The sequence below is a fragment of the Marinobacter litoralis genome (assembly GCF_003336705.1).
Classification (GTDB): Bacteria; Pseudomonadota; Gammaproteobacteria; order Pseudomonadales; family Oleiphilaceae; genus Marinobacter; species Marinobacter litoralis.
This window is the reverse complement of the sequence record NZ_QMDL01000001.1, coordinates 366,032-386,287: the sequence shown is the minus strand read 5'-3', so window position 1 is coordinate 386,287 and position 20,256 is coordinate 366,032. Positions and strand designations below refer to the sequence as shown.

17 protein-coding genes are annotated in these 20,256 nt (G+C 54.2%); 9 read left to right on the top strand and 8 right to left on the bottom strand.

Annotation, left to right across the window (positions count from 1 at the left end; translation table 11 throughout):
• The first annotated feature begins 121 nt into the window (after positions 1-121).
• The 4 genes from DOQ08_RS01770 (at position 122) to fdxA (ending at position 4,676) form a co-directional block, all read left to right on the top strand.
• Positions 122-820 carry a TIGR04283 family arsenosugar biosynthesis glycosyltransferase gene (locus tag DOQ08_RS01770; RefSeq protein WP_227537449.1) on the top strand — a complete coding sequence of 233 codons (699 nt, stop codon included), beginning with the start codon at positions 122-124 and terminating at the stop codon, positions 818-820.
• Positions 817-1,446 carry a TIGR04282 family arsenosugar biosynthesis glycosyltransferase gene (locus DOQ08_RS01765; RefSeq protein WP_114333187.1) on the top strand — a complete coding sequence of 210 codons (630 nt, stop codon included), beginning with the start codon at positions 817-819 and terminating at the stop codon, positions 1,444-1,446. Before DOQ08_RS01770 ends, DOQ08_RS01765 begins: the two co-directional genes overlap by 4 nt.
• 102 nt (positions 1,447-1,548) lie before the next feature.
• Entirely contained in the window at positions 1,549-4,191 is a 2,643-nt protein-coding gene (gene mutS, locus DOQ08_RS01760) for a DNA mismatch repair protein MutS (RefSeq protein WP_114333186.1), read from the top strand.
• A 161-nt stretch (positions 4,192-4,352) separates the two neighbouring features.
• Complete coding sequence (fdxA, locus tag DOQ08_RS01755; RefSeq protein WP_114333185.1) at positions 4,353-4,676, top strand: ferredoxin FdxA; 324 nt, start codon at positions 4,353-4,355, stop codon at positions 4,674-4,676.
• A gap of 84 nt (positions 4,677-4,760) precedes the next feature.
• Here fdxA and DOQ08_RS01750 read toward each other — a convergent pair whose 3' ends face one another.
• The 4 genes from DOQ08_RS01750 to DOQ08_RS01735 all read right to left on the bottom strand — a co-directional run bounded on the left by DOQ08_RS01750 (position 4,761) and on the right by DOQ08_RS01735 (position 10,048).
• The gene (locus DOQ08_RS01750; protein ID WP_114333874.1) at positions 4,761-5,789 is read right to left on the bottom strand and encodes a hypothetical protein; all 1,029 of its coding nucleotides are present in this window, start codon (positions 5,787-5,789) and stop codon (positions 4,761-4,763) included.
• 17 nt (positions 5,790-5,806) lie between these two features.
• Entirely contained in the window at positions 5,807-6,757 is a 951-nt protein-coding gene (locus DOQ08_RS01745; protein ID WP_114333184.1) for a DegV family protein, read from the bottom strand.
• Positions 6,758-6,949: 192 nt separating this feature from the next.
• Positions 6,950-8,326: a solute carrier family 23 protein gene (locus tag DOQ08_RS01740; RefSeq protein ID WP_114333183.1), complete on the bottom strand. Its 1,377-nt coding sequence runs from the start codon at positions 8,324-8,326 to the stop codon at positions 6,950-6,952.
• A 93-nt stretch (positions 8,327-8,419) separates the two neighbouring features.
• Positions 8,420-10,048 carry an acyl-CoA synthetase gene (locus DOQ08_RS01735; protein ID WP_114333182.1) on the bottom strand — a complete coding sequence of 543 codons (1,629 nt, stop codon included), beginning with the start codon at positions 10,046-10,048 and terminating at the stop codon, positions 8,420-8,422.
• Positions 10,049-10,194: 146 nt separating this feature from the next.
• Here DOQ08_RS01735 and DOQ08_RS01730 point away from each other — a divergent pair, with 146 nt between their 5' ends.
• Both DOQ08_RS01730 and DOQ08_RS01725 read left to right on the top strand, forming a co-directional pair.
• A complete protein-coding gene (locus DOQ08_RS01730; RefSeq protein ID WP_114333181.1) occupies positions 10,195-11,691 on the top strand; it encodes a sensor histidine kinase in 1,497 nt (498 codons plus the stop codon).
• Positions 11,684-12,334 (top strand): response regulator transcription factor, encoded by a 651-nt coding sequence (locus tag DOQ08_RS01725; protein WP_114333180.1) that lies wholly within the window; start codon positions 11,684-11,686, stop codon positions 12,332-12,334. Before DOQ08_RS01730 ends, DOQ08_RS01725 begins: the two co-directional genes overlap by 8 nt.
• Here the strand turns inward: DOQ08_RS01725 and DOQ08_RS01720 are convergent.
• Positions 12,327-13,784: an aminotransferase-like domain-containing protein gene (locus tag DOQ08_RS01720; RefSeq protein ID WP_227537448.1), complete on the bottom strand. Its 1,458-nt coding sequence runs from the start codon at positions 13,782-13,784 to the stop codon at positions 12,327-12,329. The two genes, DOQ08_RS01725 and DOQ08_RS01720, sit on opposite strands and share 8 nt — an antisense overlap.
• A gap of 168 nt (positions 13,785-13,952) precedes the next feature.
• Between DOQ08_RS01720 and DOQ08_RS01715 the strand changes: the two genes are divergently transcribed.
• The 3 genes from DOQ08_RS01715 to DOQ08_RS01705 are packed head-to-tail and all read left to right on the top strand — an operon-like array spanning position 13,953 to position 16,297.
• Complete coding sequence (locus DOQ08_RS01715) at positions 13,953-14,222, top strand: hypothetical protein (protein WP_114333178.1); 270 nt, start codon at positions 13,953-13,955, stop codon at positions 14,220-14,222.
• 32 nt (positions 14,223-14,254) lie between these two features.
• The gene (locus DOQ08_RS01710; protein ID WP_114333873.1) at positions 14,255-15,067 is read left to right on the top strand and encodes a PhzF family phenazine biosynthesis protein; all 813 of its coding nucleotides are present in this window, start codon (positions 14,255-14,257) and stop codon (positions 15,065-15,067) included.
• 39 nt (positions 15,068-15,106) lie between these two features.
• Positions 15,107-16,297, top strand: a complete 1,191-nt coding sequence (locus tag DOQ08_RS01705) for a BaiN/RdsA family NAD(P)/FAD-dependent oxidoreductase (protein ID WP_114333177.1) — start codon at positions 15,107-15,109, stop codon at positions 16,295-16,297.
• Between the two features lie 5 nt (positions 16,298-16,302).
• Here the strand turns inward: DOQ08_RS01705 and DOQ08_RS01700 are convergent, their stop codons facing one another.
• From DOQ08_RS01700 to DOQ08_RS01690, 3 genes are read right to left on the bottom strand one after another with little or no spacing between them, the layout of a single operon-like run.
• A complete protein-coding gene (locus DOQ08_RS01700; RefSeq protein ID WP_114333176.1) occupies positions 16,303-17,862 on the bottom strand; it encodes a phospholipase D family protein in 1,560 nt (519 codons plus the stop codon).
• 15 nt (positions 17,863-17,877) lie between these two features.
• The gene (locus DOQ08_RS01695; RefSeq protein ID WP_114333175.1) at positions 17,878-18,729 is read right to left on the bottom strand and encodes a universal stress protein; all 852 of its coding nucleotides are present in this window, start codon (positions 18,727-18,729) and stop codon (positions 17,878-17,880) included.
• 28 nt (positions 18,730-18,757) lie between these two features.
• Positions 18,758-20,245, bottom strand: coding sequence for a SulP family inorganic anion transporter (locus DOQ08_RS01690; RefSeq protein WP_114333174.1), 1,488 nt, complete (start codon positions 20,243-20,245; stop codon positions 18,758-18,760).
• Positions 20,246-20,256 lie beyond the last annotated feature (11 nt).

Below are 20,256 nucleotides of genomic sequence, written 5' to 3'. Positions count from 1 at the left end.
CGGCTTGCCTGCGACGCGGCGCGAACAATGGTATTCTCAAGTTCGATTCCATCTGGTTAGATAACAAGGTTCTCGTTTAAGTCCCGCCGATCACCCACATGTTACGGAGCACATGATTTACGTGCCAGGCACTCCCGCGGTTCAACCTAAGCTCTCTATCATCGTACCAGTGCTGAACGAAGCGAAGGTATTAACCGATTTATTAACGCATTTAACGCACTGGCAGCAACGGGGCGCGGAAGTAGTCATCGTCGACGGCGGCAGCACAGATCAAACCACAACGATGGCTCACAGTGCCGGCTTCGACGTCATAACCACTGCAGCCAGCCGTGCTCACCAGATGAACGCCGGAGCACTCGCTTGTCATGCACCGCATCTACTCTTCCTGCATGCCGACACAAGGCTTCCGGCGAATGCCGATACCATTCTGGCTCGCACATTTAATGCGACCGGTTCGATATGGGGGCGCTTTGATGTGATGATTCAGGGGCACTCGAAAATGTTGCCGGTTGTTGCAACCCTCATGAACTGGCGCTCGAGACTCAGTGGCATTGCCACCGGTGACCAAGCCTTGTTCATGACCCGGGAACTCTTTAACAAAGTCGGCGGCTTTCCGGAACAACCGCTGATGGAAGATGTCGAGATCAGCAAGCGATTAAAAAACATCTGCCCGCCGGTTTGCCTGCGAGAGAAAGTCATTACCTCTGGCCGACGATGGGATGACCGGGGAAGCTGGCGAACCATCTGGCTCATGTGGCAACTTCGGTGGGCATATTGGCGGGGTGAGCCTGCCCACAAAATAGCAGAGCGTTATCGATGAAACCTATTCGAATCATCATTATGGCCAAGGAACCCCGACCCGGGAGAGCCAAAACCCGACTGATACCGGCCTTGGGCGAGCGTGAAGCCGCGGCTCTGGCAGACCGGCTTTTTCACCGAGCCGTTCAGCAAGCTTTGGCCGCCAATCTGGGGCCGGTTGAACTGCACATCACACCGGATCCGAAAGCACGGTACTGGCGCGAACTGACCAGCGCCGAACACTGCGAACTGTTCTCGCAAGTGTCAGGCGATCTGGGTAGCCGCATGGCTGCTGCGGCTCGAAACGGTCTCGAGCAAGGCGCCGCGGTAATGGTCATGGGCACCGATTGCCCGGATCTGGATGCCAGGCAGCTCAAAGTGATGGCGCGGTCGCTGCAAACCCATGACTGCTGCCTATGCCCGGTCACGGACGGCGGCTATGCGCTGATTGGCTTAAAACGGGTTTCCGACACCCTGTTTACCGATGTCCCATGGAGCACTTCGCAAGTTGCTCCCATCACAAGAGACAGGATCAAAGCATTAGGCTGGACATGCTATGAAAGTGAATACTTGAACGATGTAGACGAACCAGAAGATCTGGCCCGACTTGCTAAAACCTACCCCGAGCTGTTTTCGCCGAAAGACTAAACGTCGTTTAATCGGAATCACCAAGAAAGGCTCTTCGAGCCCATCGCGGCTCGTGGTAACATCCCACCCTTTTATACGATTGCCCCCAGTTACCGAGGACATATGACGGCATCCGCGAAGAACCCGGCCAAGCAGGAATCTCCCAAGCACACCCCAATGATGCAGCAGTACCTCAAAATCAAAGGTGAACACCCGAATGAGATGGTGTTTTACCGTATGGGGGACTTCTACGAGCTGTTTTACGACGATGCCAAGAAAGCTGCCGAGCTTCTGGATATCACCCTGACAGCCCGAGGCCAATCTGGGGGCAACCCCATTCCGATGGCAGGCGTGCCGTTTCACGCAGCGGAAGGCTACATCGCGCGCATGGTCCGCGCAGGTCAATCCATTGCCATTGCCGAACAAATCGGTGACCCAGCCACCAGCAAAGGCCCGGTTGAGCGCAAGGTTGTCCGCATTGTCACCCCCGGCACACTAAGCGACGAAGCCTTTCTGGAAGATCGCAGAGACAACCTTCTAGCAGCCATATACAGCCACAAAGAGCAGTTCGGTTTTGCCTCACTGGATATTTCCAGCGGCCGATTTGCGGTGTCCGAGCTGGATAGCCTCGAAGCCCTGCAAGGAGAACTCCAACGTCTTCGCCCCGCGGAAATCCTGATCAGCGAAGACTTCCCCTACAGCGAGATTCTCGAAGGCTATACCGGCGTGCGCCGACAAGGCCCGTGGCTGTTCGAAATGGACACGGCACACCGCATTATCACCCAGCAGTTGCAGGTAAAAGATCTGACCGGGTTTGGCTGCGAAGACCTGCACCTCGCCGTGTGTGCCGCGGGCTGCCTGTTGCAGTACGCACGGGAGACCCAGCGCACCGCCCTGCCCCACATTCGCAAGCTGACCCGTGAACGTCGGGAAGAAGCGGTGATTCTGGATGCGGCCAGCCGCCGTAATCTGGAAATCGACACCAACTTAATGGGCGGTCACCAGTACACCCTCGCCTGGGTTATGGACCGCACCGCAACCCCCATGGGCGCCCGAGAACTGCGCCGCTGGCTGAATCGTCCCTTGAGGGACATTCATGTGGTACGCCAGCGCCAGCAAGCAGTGACGGCATTAATCGACGGCTTCCATTACGAACCGACCCACGACCTGCTCAAGCGCGTAGGCGACATCGAGCGCATTCTCGCTCGGGTGGCCCTGCGATCCGCACGCCCTCGGGATTTGGCCCGTCTTCGGGATGCCTTTCAGGCTCTGCCGGACCTTCAGGAAACCCTGAAAGCCGTGCAATCAGAGCATGTTGCACACCTTGCAAACACCGTCAGCGAGTACCCGGAACTGGCGTACTTGCTTGAACACGCCATCATCGAGAACCCTCCCGTGGTGATTCGTGATGGCGGCGTGATTCGTGAAGGCTTTGATGCTGAACTGGATGAACTGCGTAACATCAGCGAAAACGCCGGCCAATACTTGCTCGACGTAGAAACCCGGGAGCGGGAGCGCACCGGCATCAGCACTCTGAAAGTGGGTTACAACCGGGTACACGGGTATTACATCGAAATCAGTCGAGCCCAGTCGGACCAAGCCCCGGTGGATTACATCCGCCGTCAAACCCTGAAAAATGCCGAGCGTTTCATCACCCCGGAACTGAAAGAGTTCGAGGACAAGGCACTCAGCGCCAAGAGTCGTGCACTGGCTCGGGAAAAGGGCTTGTATGACGAAGTACTGGAAGCGGTAGCCGAACAATTAGCGCCGCTGCAGGATGCAGCCCAGGCATTGGCCGAGCTGGACGTACTCAGCAATTTTGCCGAACGCGCCACCAGCCTGCGCTTCACTGCACCAGAATTTACTGAAGAGCCCGGTTTTACCGTTGAAGAGGGTCGCCACCCGGTGGTTGAGCAGCTGCTGGACGAGCCCTTTGTACCGAACAACCTGCTGATCGACGACAAACGGCGCATGCTGGTCATCACCGGCCCGAACATGGGCGGTAAGTCGACTTACATGCGCCAAGCTGCACTGATCGCTCTGCTCGCTTATACGGGCAGCTTCGTACCGGCAGACCGAGCGGTATTAGGGCCGGTGGATCGAATTTTCACCCGCATGGGCTCCTCTGACGACATCGCCGGTGGCCGTTCTACCTTCATGGTAGAGATGACCGAAACCGCCAACATCCTCCACAACGCAACCGAGCACAGCCTGGTGTTGATGGACGAAGTCGGCCGGGGTACCAGTACCTTTGATGGCCTCTCGCTGGCCTGGGCAACAGCTGAGCATCTGGCGAAAGAAATTCGATGCTACACACTGTTTGCGACTCATTACTTTGAGCTCACTCAGTTAGCGGAAGATTTGGAGCACGCCGTCAACGTGCACCTGACCGCTACCGAGCACGATGACAGCATTGTGTTCCTGCACAACGTCCACGACGGGCCGGCAAGCCAGAGTTACGGCCTTCAGGTAGCTAAGCTAGCCGGCGTGCCCCAAGACGTCATTCAACACGCGAAAGCTCAACTGGCACACTTGGAAGGCAGTGCTGGCCCGGCGGCCGAGTTGCCAAAAACCGAGTCTGCGCCCGCCCAAGCCTCGGCGCCGCCGCCAAGCACCGCGGAACACAGCGCGTTCCAGAGCGACATGTTCGCAAGCATGGGGCCCAGCGACGTTGAGCGCGCTTTGGAAAAGCTGGATATTGATGGTTTAAGTCCCAGAGACGCGCTAAACCAGCTGTATGAACTTCAAGCTTTGTTGAGAAACTAGCGGGAATAACCGTTAACTTGACCTGAGTAATAAGGTTATAGCGGTCTGAGGCTTGCGGCTGAGAGGGGCGCTCCCTACAATATCGCGCATAAATTAAGAATGGGGCCGATTTAATTGAGCTCCTGATGAGACTGTTTGTTCTACGAACCAGGGATCCGACTATGGCGTTTATCGTTACTGATAACTGCATCAAGTGCAAATACACCGACTGCGTAGAAGTCTGTCCGGTAGACTGCTTCTACGAAGGCCCCAACTTTCTGGTTATCGATCCGGACGAGTGCATTGACTGCGCTCTGTGCGAACCAGAGTGTCCGGCAGAAGCCATCTTCTCGGAAGACGAACTGCCTGCTGGTCAGGAAGCCTTCGTAGAGATCAACGCCGATCTCGCGGGCACTTGGCCGAACATCACAGAAAAGAAAGATCCTCTGCCAGATGCAGAAGAATGGGACGGCAAACCAGACAAGCTTCAGTATCTGGAGCGCTGATCTCAGCCGGTTCTCCACAAAAAAGGCCGGAAGATTTATGTCTTCCGGCCTTTTTTGTGGCTGATGCCCCGTCCTGAATAAGGTTTACTCTGCCAATAATTTCTTAGCTGCGGATGAACGATAGAACGCGCCCAGCCGTCTTCTCAGCAAAGCTTCCAGATAGCCTTCTTCCCGCAAAACATCCACCACAGGCAACGCCAACTCCTTGAGTTCTGTCACGATCACTTCGCGGGTAACACCCAAGTCTTGCAGCAGATCCATAACCGGCACACCGCCATACTTTTCATAAAGATGGTCAACCACCGCCCTTGCACACCCCTCGAAATAAGGCGTTTTCCGGAAATTCAGCCAAAATTCATAACCCAGTACGACAAATTCCTGAAGCCGAACATCTCCCATGCCTTCGTTCAGCTCGGCGATGGTGGTTCCTTCTAGCGACACCCAAGCCGCCATCACGCTATCCCGAAGCTCGTCATCAGTCAGGGCTTTCTGCAAAAATTGCTCGCTTCGGGTAATCAACCCCGGCAGGCTGTCCGACAACCAAGCCTTAATACGCCGCTCGAAGGTTTCATCCAAGCCCGGCACCGCCTTGTTGGCGACCTTTTTGCCAAGCTTCATCATGGAACCCACTCCCGGCACCGAACGGGTCAGCAGGTTGTCCTCATACAGGTAATTCACCAAGCCGTGGTACACCACATTGGAGACCAGCTCTTGATAAACCGGGTGCGCCATAATTTCGGCAATGAAGCGTTCGCGCTGCTGCCGAAGCTCCAAGGCTTCCTCAACGAAAGCGGCAGCCTGTTCCCGCGACAGTATTTCACCCAGGGTCGTCTCGGCCTGCACCGGCGCATTGGTCACTTTCGCCGCCATTTCACCCGCCAGCTCAGGAATGCCTGCATCCAACTCCATGTTCACGACGATGCGCTGAATCACCCCCATGACCTGCTCCGCGCTGACCAGCTGCTCTAACCTGATGGTGTTGGCGTGGTCAAGCAGCTCATCCAACTCGGTTTCCAGAAACTTAGTCAGCTTGGCACCTTTGAGAGCCGACAACTCGTGCTTTACATGCGCCTCAAAGAGTTTATCGGTTAAGCTAGCGGTAGATTTCGTCATAGAAGTGCTGTCCATTGTTACTGGTAATCCTGGAATTCATGGGGTTCGGCTGCCAGGCTCAAACATATGCTTCCAGGGCCCACATAAATCGAGCTGGTGATGCCCATTTGCGACAGCAACAACTCTACATTGTTGCGTTCACAGGTTTCACGAAGGAGATCCAGCCCCGGTAAAGCTTCGATTTCATCCCAGCTTAACCCGCAAGACAGGCTCACATAGGGTGTCAGTAATCCTGCTTCAACACGACTGGCGGCGTAACTCATAACTCGCTCTACAGCGATATCGAAGTTAAAGGTTTTCGCCACCGGCTTTCCTTCCACCCCTTGCCCGAAAATCACCGGTGTCAGATTCAAGGCCTTACCCAAAAATGCAGCCACAGCCGAGACACTTTTATCGCCTCGACGTCGAGCACGTTCACGAATGTAATGAATATCTCGTGGAATAACGCAGGTAAAGATGTTGTCGGAAAACGTTTCAACTTCGTACTTTAAGGCATTCTTTGAGACTTTCTGCTTAATCAGCTTAAGCGTATGAGCCGCTAACAGCCCTTGCCCCGCAAAAATCTGCTTACTATCAATGACCCTCATCGAAAACTTGCCGGCTCGACCGGAGGCCTTGCGGGCCACTTCGTAGTTCGCCATGACCGTATGCATGGCATCACTGGCATTCTGATAAATCTGGCTGCGGCTACGGGTGACGGTCTCACAGATGGCGATATCGTATTCAGGGACGATCTTTTCGATAAACAAATCGTGTATTTGTTCAACAGAAAAAGCTTCTGTTTCGGCATGGTGCCCTTTTTCCAACAGACCACTCTGATAAAACTGTTGAGTAAGCACGGGATCGTGAGTATCTATGTAGGTTTCGCCATTGATAATAGCGGTGACCGGCAGGATAAAAAGGCCATGCTTGGTGGCAAATTCGTGGGGCAAATCACATGCCGAATCAACAATTAGGCCTACGCGCATATTACACACCTCCAGATTCAGATGGCCTTAAACCGGCACACCTTTTCTTATCATTATTTTGCAGGGCGTTAGTGTCACACACGTATTAAAACATTGCAGCCGCCAGAAGGGGCCAAATAAAAAAAGGGAGGCACTAAGGCCTCCCAAGGACACACAGGGGTTGATGTCGCCGCTGCAACAACGGCGTCAGGTTCAGTGTTCTTCGGCGGTTTCGGCACCGGGCGCTTCGGGGTCCGATGTAAAGCTTAACAGCCGCGTTCGCTCGATCAGGAAATACAGTACCGCACCGGTCGCCAGCCCCCAGCCTGCGCCGTACACCGCAAGCACTACGCCCATGGTGCCGGCAATGCCTCGCTCGGTGTTGTTCTCCAGCTGCTCAAGGCCAACCATCAAACAGATGTAACCGGTCAGCAGCAGGGTTAACGATAGAGCAATTGGCAACACTGGCTGGAAGAAGCTCACCAACGGCAGCACGAACAGCGCAATGAAACCGGTGATCCAGAAGGTACCGCCACCACTGTAAATAGAATCCATCGCGTTGCGGCCGTACTTATAACGCTCAGCCATGGTGGCGGTAACTGCCGTCCAGATTGGGCCAGCCAAACCAGGATATGGTGCGAAAAAGGCATGGCCACCGTTACGCAGCGCGGTCACAAGGTGAGCCCGGTCGATGCTGTTATCGATGTCTTCATCTTTACGCAAATGATCCACCCGGCTCATCAGCGACTGCCCCACCACGATGTCGCCAAATGCGATAACGTAAGCGATCACCGCCGTCGGAATGGCGTACAAGAACACGTTCATATCCGGAAAGCCCACGGTAAACGGCAGGTAATTCCATAGCTGGTCAAACGCTGGCTTAGTAATCCCCCACTGCACGTCCGGCACATCGTATTCACCGGTGGCGAAGCCAACCAGAATAGCGACAACCATACCCGGCACCATTCCGTAGTTAGCGATCTTGCGCGCCAGCACATTCTTATCGACAAAGCCTTTGAACGATACAGAGAACATCAGGTATAGACACACCAGACCACCCACAATCAGTGAGATTGGCGTATTCGCCAGTCGTCCACCCGCTTCGATTTCGCCCATCAGAGCCGCAATACCCGCACCAATAATGATGCCCCCTTTCATGGAACGGGGAATCCATTCAACCAGCTTGCTGCCCAGGCGGGTTACGCCCAAAATCAGAAAGATCAAAAACACCAGGAACTGCAATGCAAACAACGCCTGAATGGCTTCAGGGCCTGGTTCGTAATCCGACAGGAACAACAACACCACAGGGATACCCGGGGTAATCCAGCCCGGAACCAGCGGAACACCCAACAACGCAGGCAGCATAAAGCCGATGCCACAGATGACCACGTAGGCCAGCGCAACCTCGTAAGGGACACCCAGATATTTTTCAAGTAGAGGAATCATGGCAAGGCTGACCACAAACATGATCAAAGCCTGCACCATCTCCGCAAATTCCCACCGATAGTGGACAAACGGAAGTCGGATTTTAAAAGGGCCGGCTGGCCAATACGGCTGCTCTTCGCCGTTCTTTCTCTTTAATAGTTGCATTACTGTACCTCCAGGCACGCTCAAGCGGCGGCCAGTCAATGTTGTTTTTGTGTTGAGGTTTGGCTGCGCCGTACAGCGCAGCCTATGGCCTAATCAGTTCAGCTCTTTGGCTTGATCGCGAAGCACGAACTTCTGGATTTTACCGGTCGAGGTCTTAGGGAGATCCGTAAAGACGACAGTCTTGGGCACTTTGAACCGAGCCAGGTGCTCGCGACAGAAGGCAATGATATCTTCCTCAGACACATCACCCGCTTCTGGCTTCAGGGTGACGAAGGCACAAGGCGTTTCACCCCATTTTTCGTCTGGCCGCGCAACAACGGCGGCTTCCATGATGGCAGGGTGGCGGTACAGTGTGTCTTCCACCTCGATGGTGGAAATATTCTCACCACCGGAAATGATGATGTCCTTCAGGCGATCCTTGATTTCCAGATAGCCGTCTTCGTGCCATACTGCCAAGTCGCCGGTATGGAACCATCCGCCACGGAAGGCTTCTTCCGTCGCTGTCGGGTTCTTCAGGTAGCCTTTCATCACGGTGTTACCGCGCAGGAAGATTTCACCGATGGTTTTGCCGTCTTTGGGTACCGGCTCCATGGTGTTGGGATCTCCCACCATAGTTCCGCCCATGGTGTGGTAACGCACACCTTGGCGAGCTTTCAGCTTGGCACGCTCATCAAGCGGCAGCTCATCCCATTCGGATTTCCAGGCACAGACGGTGACCGGGCCGTACACTTCAGTCAGGCCGTATACGTGCGTGACCTGGATACCGAGCTCTTCGATAGCTCCGATTACCTGAGCGGGGGGCGCCGCACCGGCAGTCATGGACTTCACTTCATGATCGATACCGGCCTTGGCTTCAGGCGAGGCGTTCAGCAGTGCGTTCAACACAATCGGTGCACCGCACATGTGGGTAACCTGGTGATCGCGAATCAGCTGAAGAATCTTTTCCGGATCTACCCGGCGCAAGCAAACATGGGTACCGGCCATTGCGGTGATGGTCCACGGGAAACACCAACCGTTGCAATGGAACATTGGCAGCGTCCAGAGGTATACAGGGTGCATACCCATAGACCAAACCGCCTGATTACCCAACGCGTTAACGTATGCACCACGATGATGATAAACCACGCCTTTGGGGTTACCGGTGGTACCGGAGGTGTAATTGAGCGAGATAGCGTCCCATTCGTCCGCAGGAAAGCTCCACTGAAATTCGGGGTCTCCTTCCTTCAGAAGCGCTTCGTAATCCAGATCACTAACCTGCACACCCTCGCCATACTCGGGGTCATCCACGTCGATCACCAGCGGCTTGTCTTTCAATCCACTAACGGCATCTTTGATGACCTGACCGAACTCGCGGTCCGCAATTACGACTTTCGCTTCGCCGTGCTCCAGCATGAAACCAATCGCGTCAGCATCCAACCGAACGTTAAGGGTGTTCAACACAGCACCGATCATCGGCACGGCAAAATGACACTCCACCATTGCCGGGATATTCGGCAACATGACTGCGACCGTATCGCCCCGATGAATGCCACGCCCCTTCAGGGCTGAGGCCAAACGACGGCAGCGACTGTAAGTTTCTGCCCAGTTCCGTCGAATAGCGCCATGAATGATGGCAGGATAATTCGGGTAAACGCTGGCTGTGCGTTCGATGAAATCAATGGGGGATTGGACCGCGTAATTCGCGTCCCGAGGCGCAAGGCCTTCATCAAAGATCGAAGTCATGTGTGTGGTCCTCATATTCTGGCGTTATTTTTATCTCGTCTACGGCGAAAAGGTTAGACTGGTTATTCTTTCTATTAGTCAAATGGTAGATTACAGAATCATTACTAGAAACTCTACCATCGTATTATAGGGTATATTCTATAGCTATGAGTAGCTCCGCAACCCAAAAGGGCTTCGTGCAATTGCTCTCTCAAGATCCGAGCCCATCTCTCATTGTAGATGCTCTGGGAAAAGTGCTTGCATCCAATCCGGCGGCACAATCTCTCCGGCCCGAAAATTCGGAAAGCTACGGGGAGGTTTTACCCGTCAATGCCGAGGCACTTATCAACTCGGCACTAAAGCAAGAACGAACAATCGACAAGGTTGAGTCCAGAATAGGCAATGTTATTTTGCTTTGGTGTTTCATTCCGGACACAGACACCCAGCAGGTTCTGATTCGTGGCCGGGATGCCACTACAGACATACGCACTCAAGAAGAAGCCACCCGTTCAAACCGTCTTTACCGGCTCATCACGGAAAACACCACCGATCTGATTTCGCGGCACGCCCCGGACGGCCAGTTTATTGATGCAACGCCTGCATCGTGGCGCTTGCTGGGCTATTGGCCGGAAGAGTTACGGGGCCAACGACTGCAAGACATTTTTACCGGACAGCAAACGGATGCGTTATTCGCAGAAACCCGGCAGAAACTTCGGGACGATGGCTACGCCACAATGACTCTGGAGATCACCCATAAAAACGGTGCCCGACGATGGCTGGAGATTGCCAGCCGTGCCATTCGGGAAACCTACACGGGCGCAGTAGTAGAAGTAATCAGCGTGTCCCGGGATATCACCGCACGGATTGAATCCGAGGAACAAAACCGCCTGTTAGCCGACGAACTGGCTCACACTGCGCGACTGGCCACCCTTGGTGAATTGGCTTCAAGCATTGCCCATGAGATGAATCAACCTCTGGCATCCATCGTGAACTTCGCCAGCGCCAGCCAACGGTTTCTGAAAAATCGCGAACAGCATCCGGAGCAATTATCAAAAGTGGATGATGGCCTCCAAAAAATCATCCACCATGCAAACCGAGCGTCTGAGGTGATCAAGCGACTCCGTGCGTTCTTGCGAAAAGGTAAAAAAAGCATGGGTCCGGTGGCCCTCAATACGGTGATTTCCGAAGTCACCCGCCTATGCCAATGGGAAGCTGACAAACACGGCGTCAAGATATCCAAACAACTTGCCAATGAAGCTCCGGTGGTCACCGCCGACCCCATTCTGCTGGAGCAGGTGCTGATCAACCTGATTCGAAATGGCATTGAAGCGAATGTTGACGCTAGCCGCATCAGGCATGGTACCGAACCGTCAAAAATTCTGGTCAGCACGCTCATCAACAATCAAAATGAAACCCTCATCGTGGTAACTGACGAAGGCCCTGGTCTCGATGAAGAAGGGGTACGGCAGATGTTCCAGCCGTTTTATACCAGCAAGCCCAAAGGGCTTGGCTTGGGGCTTTCCATGAGCCGTTCTATTATTGAGGGCTTTGGCGGATTTCTGGATGCCTCACCCGCAGAGACTGGCGGACTGTCACTGATCTGCCGTTTTCCGAACACTCACAGCACCAACGCAACACACAACCCGGAGCCTTTAGATGCCTGATATCGCTTCTTCTACAACCAACACCGTGTACGTCGTAGACGATGATGCAGGCATGCTGGAATCCACTCAGTGGCTACTTGAATCCGTAGGGCTTGAGGTGAAAGCGTACAGTGATGGCCGACAGTTCCTGAACGACGTGAACGATAGCCGCCCGGACTGCGTAGTGCTGGATATCCGTATGCCCGGGCTTGGTGGCCTGAATGTTCAGGAAGAGCTACAAAAACGCGACATTGATGTTCCGATTATCTTTGTTTCGGGACACGCAGACGTTCCCATCGTTGTTCGGGCTTTCAAATCCGGCGCGTTCGACTTTATCGAGAAGCCTTTCAATGAGCAGCTGCTGCTGGACAGCATTCAACAAGCGATGCAGACCCCGAACACACCAAAGAATGAAGTCACCGTCAGCCACCATGCAGAAGCGCTCATCAGCACCCTCACCCGCCGCGAGCGAGATGTCTTCCTGCCGCTGGCGCAGGGCTACACCAGTCGGGAAATTGCCGAACAGCTTGGGGTCAGCGTGAAAACCATCGACCTGTATCGTGCACGGGTGATGAAACGCCTTGGCGCCGACAGGCTGCCAGACGTAACGGGTATCGCCATCGCGGCCGGACTGTTGAATCCGGAAGATTTACGGGCTAGCTAGCCCGGTTCGATGCGTCATGGGCAAGCGCACCTAAACGTATAACCGCGGTTTCGATACGGTCAGTCCATGGGTTTGCAGCGTTCAACCGAAGGCAGTTTTCAAACTTATTTGTTGTTGAAAACATTAACCCGGGGGCGACGTTTATGCCTTCTTGGCGAGCTCGCTGATACACCTCGGTGCCCGAGATGCAGTCTGGCATCTGAATCCATAGCACAAAACCGCCAGAGGGTTTACTCACGGCTGTGCCTGCCGGAAACGATAGGGCTACTGCCGAACGAAGCCGCTCTATGACTTCCCCATAGTTCTGGCGCGCTTGGCGCAGATATCGATCGTAGCCGCCCTGCTCAAGAAAATGAGCCATCGCTAATTGAGGCAAGCTCGAAGTGGCTAAATTGACAAAATACTTGTGTTGCCGAACACCAGCCATATAGCGCCCGGGAATCATCCACCCCAAGCGAAGACCAGGCGACACTGTCTTAGAAAATGAACTGCAATAAATAACATTACCAGAGCGATCAAAGGCTTTTGCCGGGCGCGGTCGCTCACCGGTGTGGTAGAGGTCGCCATAGATGTCGTCCTCGATCAATGGCACGCCAGCAGCATCCAGCATGGAGACAAGCTGCAGCTTGCGTTCGTCGCTCATTCTGGCACCCATAGGATTACTGTGGTTGGGCACCACCACACACGCTTTCAGGGGCCACTGCTCTAGCGCTAACTGCAACCCTTCGAGACTCATACCTTCTGATGGGTGAGCCGGAATTTCGATAACACGCAATCCGACCACGTCTAAAGCCTGCAAAATACCCGGAAACGATGGAGACTCCACTGCAACAATATCTCCGGCATGTGTCACCGCTCGAAGCGCCAGAATAATGGCTTCCTGAGCGCCGTTTGTTGCCAACACATCATCCGGGGCCACAGGCACTCCGATGGTAGCCATGCGCTGAGCAATCTGACGCCGGAAACACGCTTTTCCCGGAAAGGCATAATCCAAAGTTTCCAGCCCCCTTCGGGCTGCCCAGATCGTACTTTGCTGTATTTGCCGGACAGGCAGGAAGTCCGGGTGAGGAACGGCAGATGCCAGCGGCACCATCTGCTTTTTCTCATCTGCACATAAATCCAAAGCCATTTCCCGCGCCGAAACAGGCACCGGGCGTGTGCGCTGGTCAGGCATGCTCGGCTCGGGTACATCGTGGCTTGGCAGGCGAACAAAATAGCCACTTCGTTCCCGGGCCTGAAGAAAACCTCGAGCTTCCAGTGTTTGGTGGGCTTGCAACACGGTCGAAATACTCACGCCAAACTGACGGCTAAGCACTCTGACTCCAGGCAAGCGATCACCCGCCCGATAAACGCCGTCGTTGATCAGTGCCTGTAGTTGGTCAGCTACTTGATTATAAAGCGCCCCCATGACTGCCCCCCGCCCGATGGATTGCTGCGTTATATCGATCATTGGATCAGAAGATCTGACATAACCGACAGTACAGATTCACCAATTTCATGCAGCACAGATAACACTCACGAAAAACTGTACCGGTTCATTAACAACTTAACTGAATCTGTTCCGCAACCCCATCCCCACAGACAATAAAAGTCGATTCACCGAAGATGGAGTTTCAGGATGAGCAACACAGTTACACGACAACCTCGATCGTTCGAGACGGACTATCCACGGATTCGCCGAAACCGCAAGGACGTGCTTGGCCTTGCGGAAACGAGCAATATTGAATGCATCAACCTACTACAGGATTGCCAAAAGCTTGCCCGCAAAGGTTTTCGTGTGACCCAACAGGGCCCCGAGCACTGGATCATTCGGGGCAATAAACCACTACCTGAGATCCATTGCTACAGTGAATCAGAGGTGCACCGGTTCACGGTGAACAACGGATGAAAGAATCAAATTTCAATTTGACAGGGCAAACCATGAAAACTCCGATCTACCAGATTGATGCCTTTACCAACAAACTGTTCGCGGGTAACCCGGCTGCAGTCATGCCGCTTGAGCGCTGGCTGCCAGATTCGGTATTGCAGGCCCTTGCTGAAGAAAACAACCTCTCGGAAACAGCATTTTTGGTACCTACCCCGGAATTGGAAGGTGCCGATTTTCACATTCGATGGTTTACACCCACAGCGGAAGTACCTTTGTGCGGCCATGCAACACAAGCGGCGGCCTGGGTGGTCTTTAATAAGCAGAAATGGCCCTTCGAAAAAGTGTTTTTTCAGTCTAAGTCCGGATTGCTGTCTGTTTCCCGAAGACCCGATGACTCTCTGGAGCTAGACTTTCCAAACCTGGAATACGAGCCCTGTCCCACCCCGGAATTGATTAAAACCGCAATGCCAGAAGCACCCAGCAAAGCATTCTTTGTTCCCAACGACACCAATTACCTGATTGTGATGGCTTCAGAGGCAGAGGTTCGGGCGGCCGCCCCGGATCTTCAGCAACTCATCCAGTTAGGCAATCAAGGATTGATCGTAACAGCTGCCGGTAATGAGTGTGATTTTGTCAGCCGTTATTTTGCTCCCGGTGTGGGCATCGACGAAGACCCTGTTACCGGTTCCATTCATAGCGTGCTAACGCCTTACTGGGCCAAACAATTGGGCAAAAACGTCTTAACCGCCCGACAACTCTCTAAACGCGGGGGCGATCTGCAGTGCGAACTTCGGGGCGACCGTGTGGCAATCTCCGGCCACGCCGTCTTCTTTATGGAAGGCTCCATACAGCTGCCCCGAGACTGATATACTGCCCGCCGGTTTTTAATCAGTGGCAGGCAGGCAATGGCAGCATCTTCATCACACTACGACGTTATCATCATCGGCGCAGGCGCCGCCGGGTTGATGTGTGCGGCCACTGCCGGCTATCGCGGTCGCAAGGTGTTGGTGGTAGACCATGCCAACAAGCCCGGCAAGAAGATTCTGATGTCGGGCGGCGGCCGGTGTAACTTCACCAATCTGAACAGTACGCCGGCAAACTTTCTTTCCGACAACCCGCATTACTGTATTTCCGCACTGAAGCGCTACACTCCGCAGGATTTTTTGGAGCTGGTGGATCGCCACGGCGTGGAGCATGAAGAAAAAGCGCCGGGACAACTGTTTTGCAAGACCAGCGCGAAAGACATTCTCAACGTGTTGCTGACAGAATGCGAATGGGCGGGGGCGGAAATCCGCATGGCCACTTCGATCACGCAGGTCCAAGCCTCTGGCGCCGGCTACAAACTTAAAACCAGTTCGGGTGCTCTGAGCTGCGAATCGCTGGTGATCGCCTGCGGCGGCCTCTCCATTCCCACCATGGGCGCGACCGGGTTCGGTTACGAGCTGGCCAAGCAGTTTGGATTGAGCGTTCTGCCCACTCGTGCCGGCTTGGTGCCCTTTACTTTGCATCCTGAGCTGAAGCAGCAGCTGGCACCCTTATCGGGGGTTAGTTGCCCGGTTGAAGCCCGTTGCCACAATCAGTATTTCAAAGAGCCGATGTTGGTCACCCATCGTGGCCTTAGCGGGCCGTCGATGCTACAGGTATCCAGTTATTGGCAACCCGGCGATGAGGTTCATATCAACCTGCTGCCGGCTCAAAAGATCCAGGAAGATCTGTTTGCTCTACGAAAGAGCAAACCTCAATCAACCATCGCCCAGTATCTGAACCAACACCTGCCGAAGCGCTTCGCCCAAGCATTCAACGAACTTCAGGGATGGAGCCGCCCACTACAGGAATACCGAAACCTCGAACTCGAGCAAGTTGCTGACACGTTAGGAAACTGGTCGGTAAAACCCGCAGGCACAGAGGGTTACAGAACCGCCGAAGTCACTTTAGGCGGTGTAGACACCCGTCAGTTATCTTCAAAAACCATGGCAGTGCTGGAACAACCCAACCTATACTTTATTGGCGAAGTCGTAGACGTGACTGGGCACTTGGGCGGACATAATTTTCAATGGGCCTGGGCATCAGGCGTGGCCGCGGGGAATGCGGCCTAAGCCACTTACAGATACTTTTCCAGCGGCAACCAGGACAAAAACCGGGATTTCGCGCGGCGCCAGAACCCCACATCCGGTTCGTGATCAACCTGCTGATCTGACGACTGCCACATCAGATCACCACTCTCGTCCAAGGTTACATGCCAACTGTTTTCCGGCGTCATAGAATAACGGATATCATCAGCAACGGCCTTGGCCAGCTCAGGGCTCTGAATAATGAGCACCGTTTCCCCGTTCAGGTAAATGGATCGAAGATTCACGTTGAGGGAGCCCACGAACAAGGTGCTTTGGTCAAAGACGACAGCTTTCGAATGCAGGCTGACGGCGCCGTTAATACAGGCCGCTTCATTGCCAACCCACTCTTTACAGCCTTTTGCGTCCGGGCGAAGTTCGTACAGATCGATGCCGCTTTCGAGCATTTCTTCACGCCACCGGACGTAGGCTGAATGATTGGTCACCAAATCATTCGATGCCAGCGAGTTAGTAATCGCTAGTATCGAAAGCCCCGGTTTCACCACCTCGCGTATCTCTTTGAGCTGATCATCAGCCAATACAAAATAGGCCGACTCTACCAGAATTTCTGTTTCGGCCTCCGCAACCAACTCATACAACGCCTTCGCTGTAAGCTTAGGCGTATCAGTGGGGGCTTCCGGGTCTTTCGGCGGCACGTCATACACCAGCCTGGCCGGCGCTTGAGTCAAGCCGGCAAACCGATTCTCCAGAAACGTTTCCGCTGCTTCACGCCCTTGAGGTGGCATCGTTTTAAATGCCTGGGCTTGGGCCGTTTCGTTGATCAAACGTAAACGCGCACTGGCTGCCAGTTCCGGAGCCTGAGGCTGGTAAATCTGTTCGAGCGGATACGACCACTGGCTATTCCAGTAGGCTTCAAAGTTGTCGGTCATATCACCAACGAGAGGGCCTAACGCCATTACGTCCCGGTCCCGAAAATTCAGCGCAGGATGCTCATCGAAATATTCGTCACCGATATTTCGTCCCCCGGCAACACCTGCGTAGCCATCCACCACAAAGGTTTTGTTGTGCATACGCCGGTTGATACGATCAAAATCGAGGAGCAGTGATAGAAAACGGCCAACGCCGCTGCGCGAGCGAGCCGGATTGAAAATGCGAACGCGAATATGGGGGTGACCGTTCAATACGGCGAACAAAGATTCCTTACCGGCCACATTAATGTCATCCAACAGCAACCGGACATTGATGCCACGCTCTGCCGCTGCAACCAAACGGCCTGCAAGATAGCGCCCTGAGCTGTCGTCATTCCAAATATAGTATTGGGCATCAATAGACTGTCTGGCAGACTCGATAAGTGCCGCACGCACAGTGAGCGCATCGCGGCCGGTATTGAGCAACAGGAACCCTGTATCCGGCAGATCAGCGGATAAGTGCTGTTTCGCCTGCTCCGTAAAGAAAGAGTCAGGTGCCAACCCTTTTGCCAGGGCTGGATCATGCTCAACCGGTTGTAACGCAGAAGCACACCCTGCCAACACCCCGAACAGCAGCCACAAACCCAGCGACTTGATGAGTGACGTCTGCAGCTTGCGGGGCATGGCGAAGTTCCCTGATTAGCGAAGAATAACCAAAGGCTTGGTTGCGGATTTCAGCATCGTGGTTGTCGTACTGCCCACCAAGAACTGTCGAATGCGAGAATGGCCGTACGCGCCCATCACCAGCATATCAATGCACTGTTCTTCCTGATACGCATGCAATGTAGGCTCTACATCGCCCTGACGAATCGCCAGAGTAATCTCCACATCCAGCCCGGACAGCATGCTTTCAGCTTTCTTCAGCTGCTCCCAGTTTTCAGCGGTATCGGCACCCACCATCACCAAATGCAATGGAATGCCACGCAAAACCGGACTAGCCGCCAACATCTCCACACCTTTGAACGCGGTTGCGCTACCGTCAAACGCCAGCATGGCCGTTTTCGGTTCGGAGTACTCGTCCGGAACCAATAGAATCGGGCGTTCTACGCTGCGAATCACGGTTTCCAGCTGGCTGCCGATGTGCAGATTACTGTCGGAACTGCTCTCACCGTGCAACCCCATCACAAACAAACGAGTGTCTTTTTCCAGAGCAACGAGGGATTCCGCAAGGTTGCCATGCCGCTGGCGCTTAACAACTTCGCTTGTACCTGAGGCATGGACGCGAATTTCCGCCTCATCCAGCATGTGATGCCCATGCTCGAGCGCCAACTTGGAGCGCTTACGATCCAGCTCTGCCAGTTCGGTCAACAGCTGCTCACGACTCCCCAAGCCAATATTACCCGCCAGATCCGGCTCGGACGGATAACGTTCGTCATCCAGCACGTGCAGCAGCATCAGCGGCGCTTCCATGTGTCGGCTTGCCCAGGCTGAGTAATCGCACACAGCGTGCACAGCTCTGGAGCCGTCAATACAGGCTACTACTCTTAACATGTCTGTCTCGCCTTGGTCAGAATTCTGTTTAGTGCCCCATAAGCTGGTCTACAGCTTCAGGCTTATCGTGTACACCGAACCGGTCGACAATGGTCGCACTGGCTTCGTTCAAGCCAATCACCTCGACATCAGCCCCTTCCCGGCGGAATTTGATCACGGCCTTATCGAGGGCACCCACCGCTGTGATATCCCAAAAATGGGCTCGACTGAGATCAATCACAACATTATCAACCGCTTCTTTGAAGTCAAAGGAAGCAGTGAACTTTTCTGACGAACTGAAGAATACCTGCCCGGTAACGGTATAACGGCGGGTATTGGTTGTCTCGTCCAATTCAGACGTCACAGCCATGTAATGGCCGACTTTGTTGGCGAAGAACAAAGAGGCCAACAGCACGCCCGCCAGCACTCCAAATGCCAGGTTATGGGTAGCAACCACAACCACGACCGTCACCCCCATTACGATATTAGTCGAAAGCGGATGATCCTTCAGATCCCTGATGGAGGCCCAACTGAAGGTACCGATAGACACCATGATCATAACGGCCACCAGCGCCGCCATCGGAATCTGCACCAGCCACTCATCAAGCACCAACACCATCACCAGCAAAAACACGCCTGCCGTCAGTGTCGACAACCGGCCACGACCGCCCGATTTAATGTTGATAACAGACTGCCCGATCATGGCACAACCGGCCATACCACCCAGCAGGCCGGAGCCAATGTTAGCAATACCCTGCCCTTTACACTCCCGGTTACGGTCACTCGTGGTATCTGTCAAATCGTCTACGATGGTTGCCGTCATCATGGACTCCAGCAAACCCACCACGGCCAAACCGGCCGAGTACGGCAGAATAATCATCAGTGTTTCGAGGTTAAACGGTACATCGGGCCACAGGAAAATCGGCAAGGTATCCGGCAGTTCGCCCATATCGCCCACCGTGCGGATGTCCAGGTTCAGGAACATCGCCACTGCAGTCATGGAGATTATGCACACCAGGGGAGATGGAATCAGCTTGCCCACTTTCGGCACGTACGGGAATAGATAAATAATACCCAGCCCGGTCGCGGTCATGGCATAGACGTGCCAGGTCACGTTGGTCAGCTCGGGCAGCTGTGCCATGAAGATCAGGATCGCCAAGGCATTCACAAAACCGGTCACCACTGAGCGCGACACAAAGCGCATCAAACTCCCCAGTTTGAGGTAACCCGCCGCTATCTGGAACACACCCGTTAACAGTGTGGCGGCTAACAAGTACTGCAGGCCATGATCTTTGACCAAGGTCACCATCAGCAACGCCATAGCGCCGGTCGCGGCCGAAATCATACCGGGGCGACCACCGACGAAGGCTATAATAACGGCAATACAGAACGACGCGTAAAGCCCGATTTTCGGGTCCACACCGGCAATGATCGAGAAGGCGATGGCTTCAGGAATCAAAGCCAAAGCCACCACAATGCCGGACAGCAAGTCGCCTCGAATGTTCGAGAGCCAGTCTTGTTTGAAAGAGTTCACCATGGTTGGGGATA

Excerpts from the sequence above, each read along its gene's own strand:
- DOQ08_RS01765 (WP_114333187.1), top strand. The coding sequence starts at position 817 with ATGAAACCTATTCGAATCATCATTATGGCCAAGGAACCCCGACCCGGG.
- mutS (WP_114333186.1), top strand. The coding sequence starts at position 1,549 with ATGACGGCATCCGCGAAGAACCCGGCCAAGCAGGAATCTCCCAAGCAC.
- fdxA (WP_114333185.1), top strand. The coding sequence starts at position 4,353 with ATGGCGTTTATCGTTACTGATAACTGCATCAAGTGCAAATACACCGAC.
- DOQ08_RS01750 (WP_114333874.1), bottom strand. The coding sequence starts at position 5,789 with ATGACGAAATCTACCGCTAGCTTAACCGATAAACTCTTTGAGGCGCAT.
- DOQ08_RS01745 (WP_114333184.1), bottom strand. The coding sequence starts at position 6,757 with ATGCGCGTAGGCCTAATTGTTGATTCGGCATGTGATTTGCCCCACGAA.
- DOQ08_RS01740 (WP_114333183.1), bottom strand. The coding sequence starts at position 8,326 with ATGCAACTATTAAAGAGAAAGAACGGCGAAGAGCAGCCGTATTGGCCA.
- DOQ08_RS01735 (WP_114333182.1), bottom strand. The coding sequence starts at position 10,048 with ATGACTTCGATCTTTGATGAAGGCCTTGCGCCTCGGGACGCGAATTAC.
- DOQ08_RS01730 (WP_114333181.1), top strand. The coding sequence starts at position 10,195 with ATGAGTAGCTCCGCAACCCAAAAGGGCTTCGTGCAATTGCTCTCTCAA.
- DOQ08_RS01725 (WP_114333180.1), top strand. The coding sequence starts at position 11,684 with ATGCCTGATATCGCTTCTTCTACAACCAACACCGTGTACGTCGTAGAC.
- DOQ08_RS01720 (WP_227537448.1), bottom strand. The coding sequence starts at position 13,784 with ATGATCGATATAACGCAGCAATCCATCGGGCGGGGGGCAGTCATGGGG.
- DOQ08_RS01715 (WP_114333178.1), top strand. The coding sequence starts at position 13,953 with ATGAGCAACACAGTTACACGACAACCTCGATCGTTCGAGACGGACTAT.
- DOQ08_RS01710 (WP_114333873.1), top strand. The coding sequence starts at position 14,255 with ATGAAAACTCCGATCTACCAGATTGATGCCTTTACCAACAAACTGTTC.
- DOQ08_RS01705 (WP_114333177.1), top strand. The coding sequence starts at position 15,107 with ATGGCAGCATCTTCATCACACTACGACGTTATCATCATCGGCGCAGGC.
- DOQ08_RS01700 (WP_114333176.1), bottom strand. The coding sequence starts at position 17,862 with ATGCCCCGCAAGCTGCAGACGTCACTCATCAAGTCGCTGGGTTTGTGG.
- DOQ08_RS01695 (WP_114333175.1), bottom strand. The coding sequence starts at position 18,729 with ATGTTAAGAGTAGTAGCCTGTATTGACGGCTCCAGAGCTGTGCACGCT.
- DOQ08_RS01690 (WP_114333174.1), bottom strand. The coding sequence starts at position 20,245 with ATGGTGAACTCTTTCAAACAAGACTGGCTCTCGAACATTCGAGGCGAC.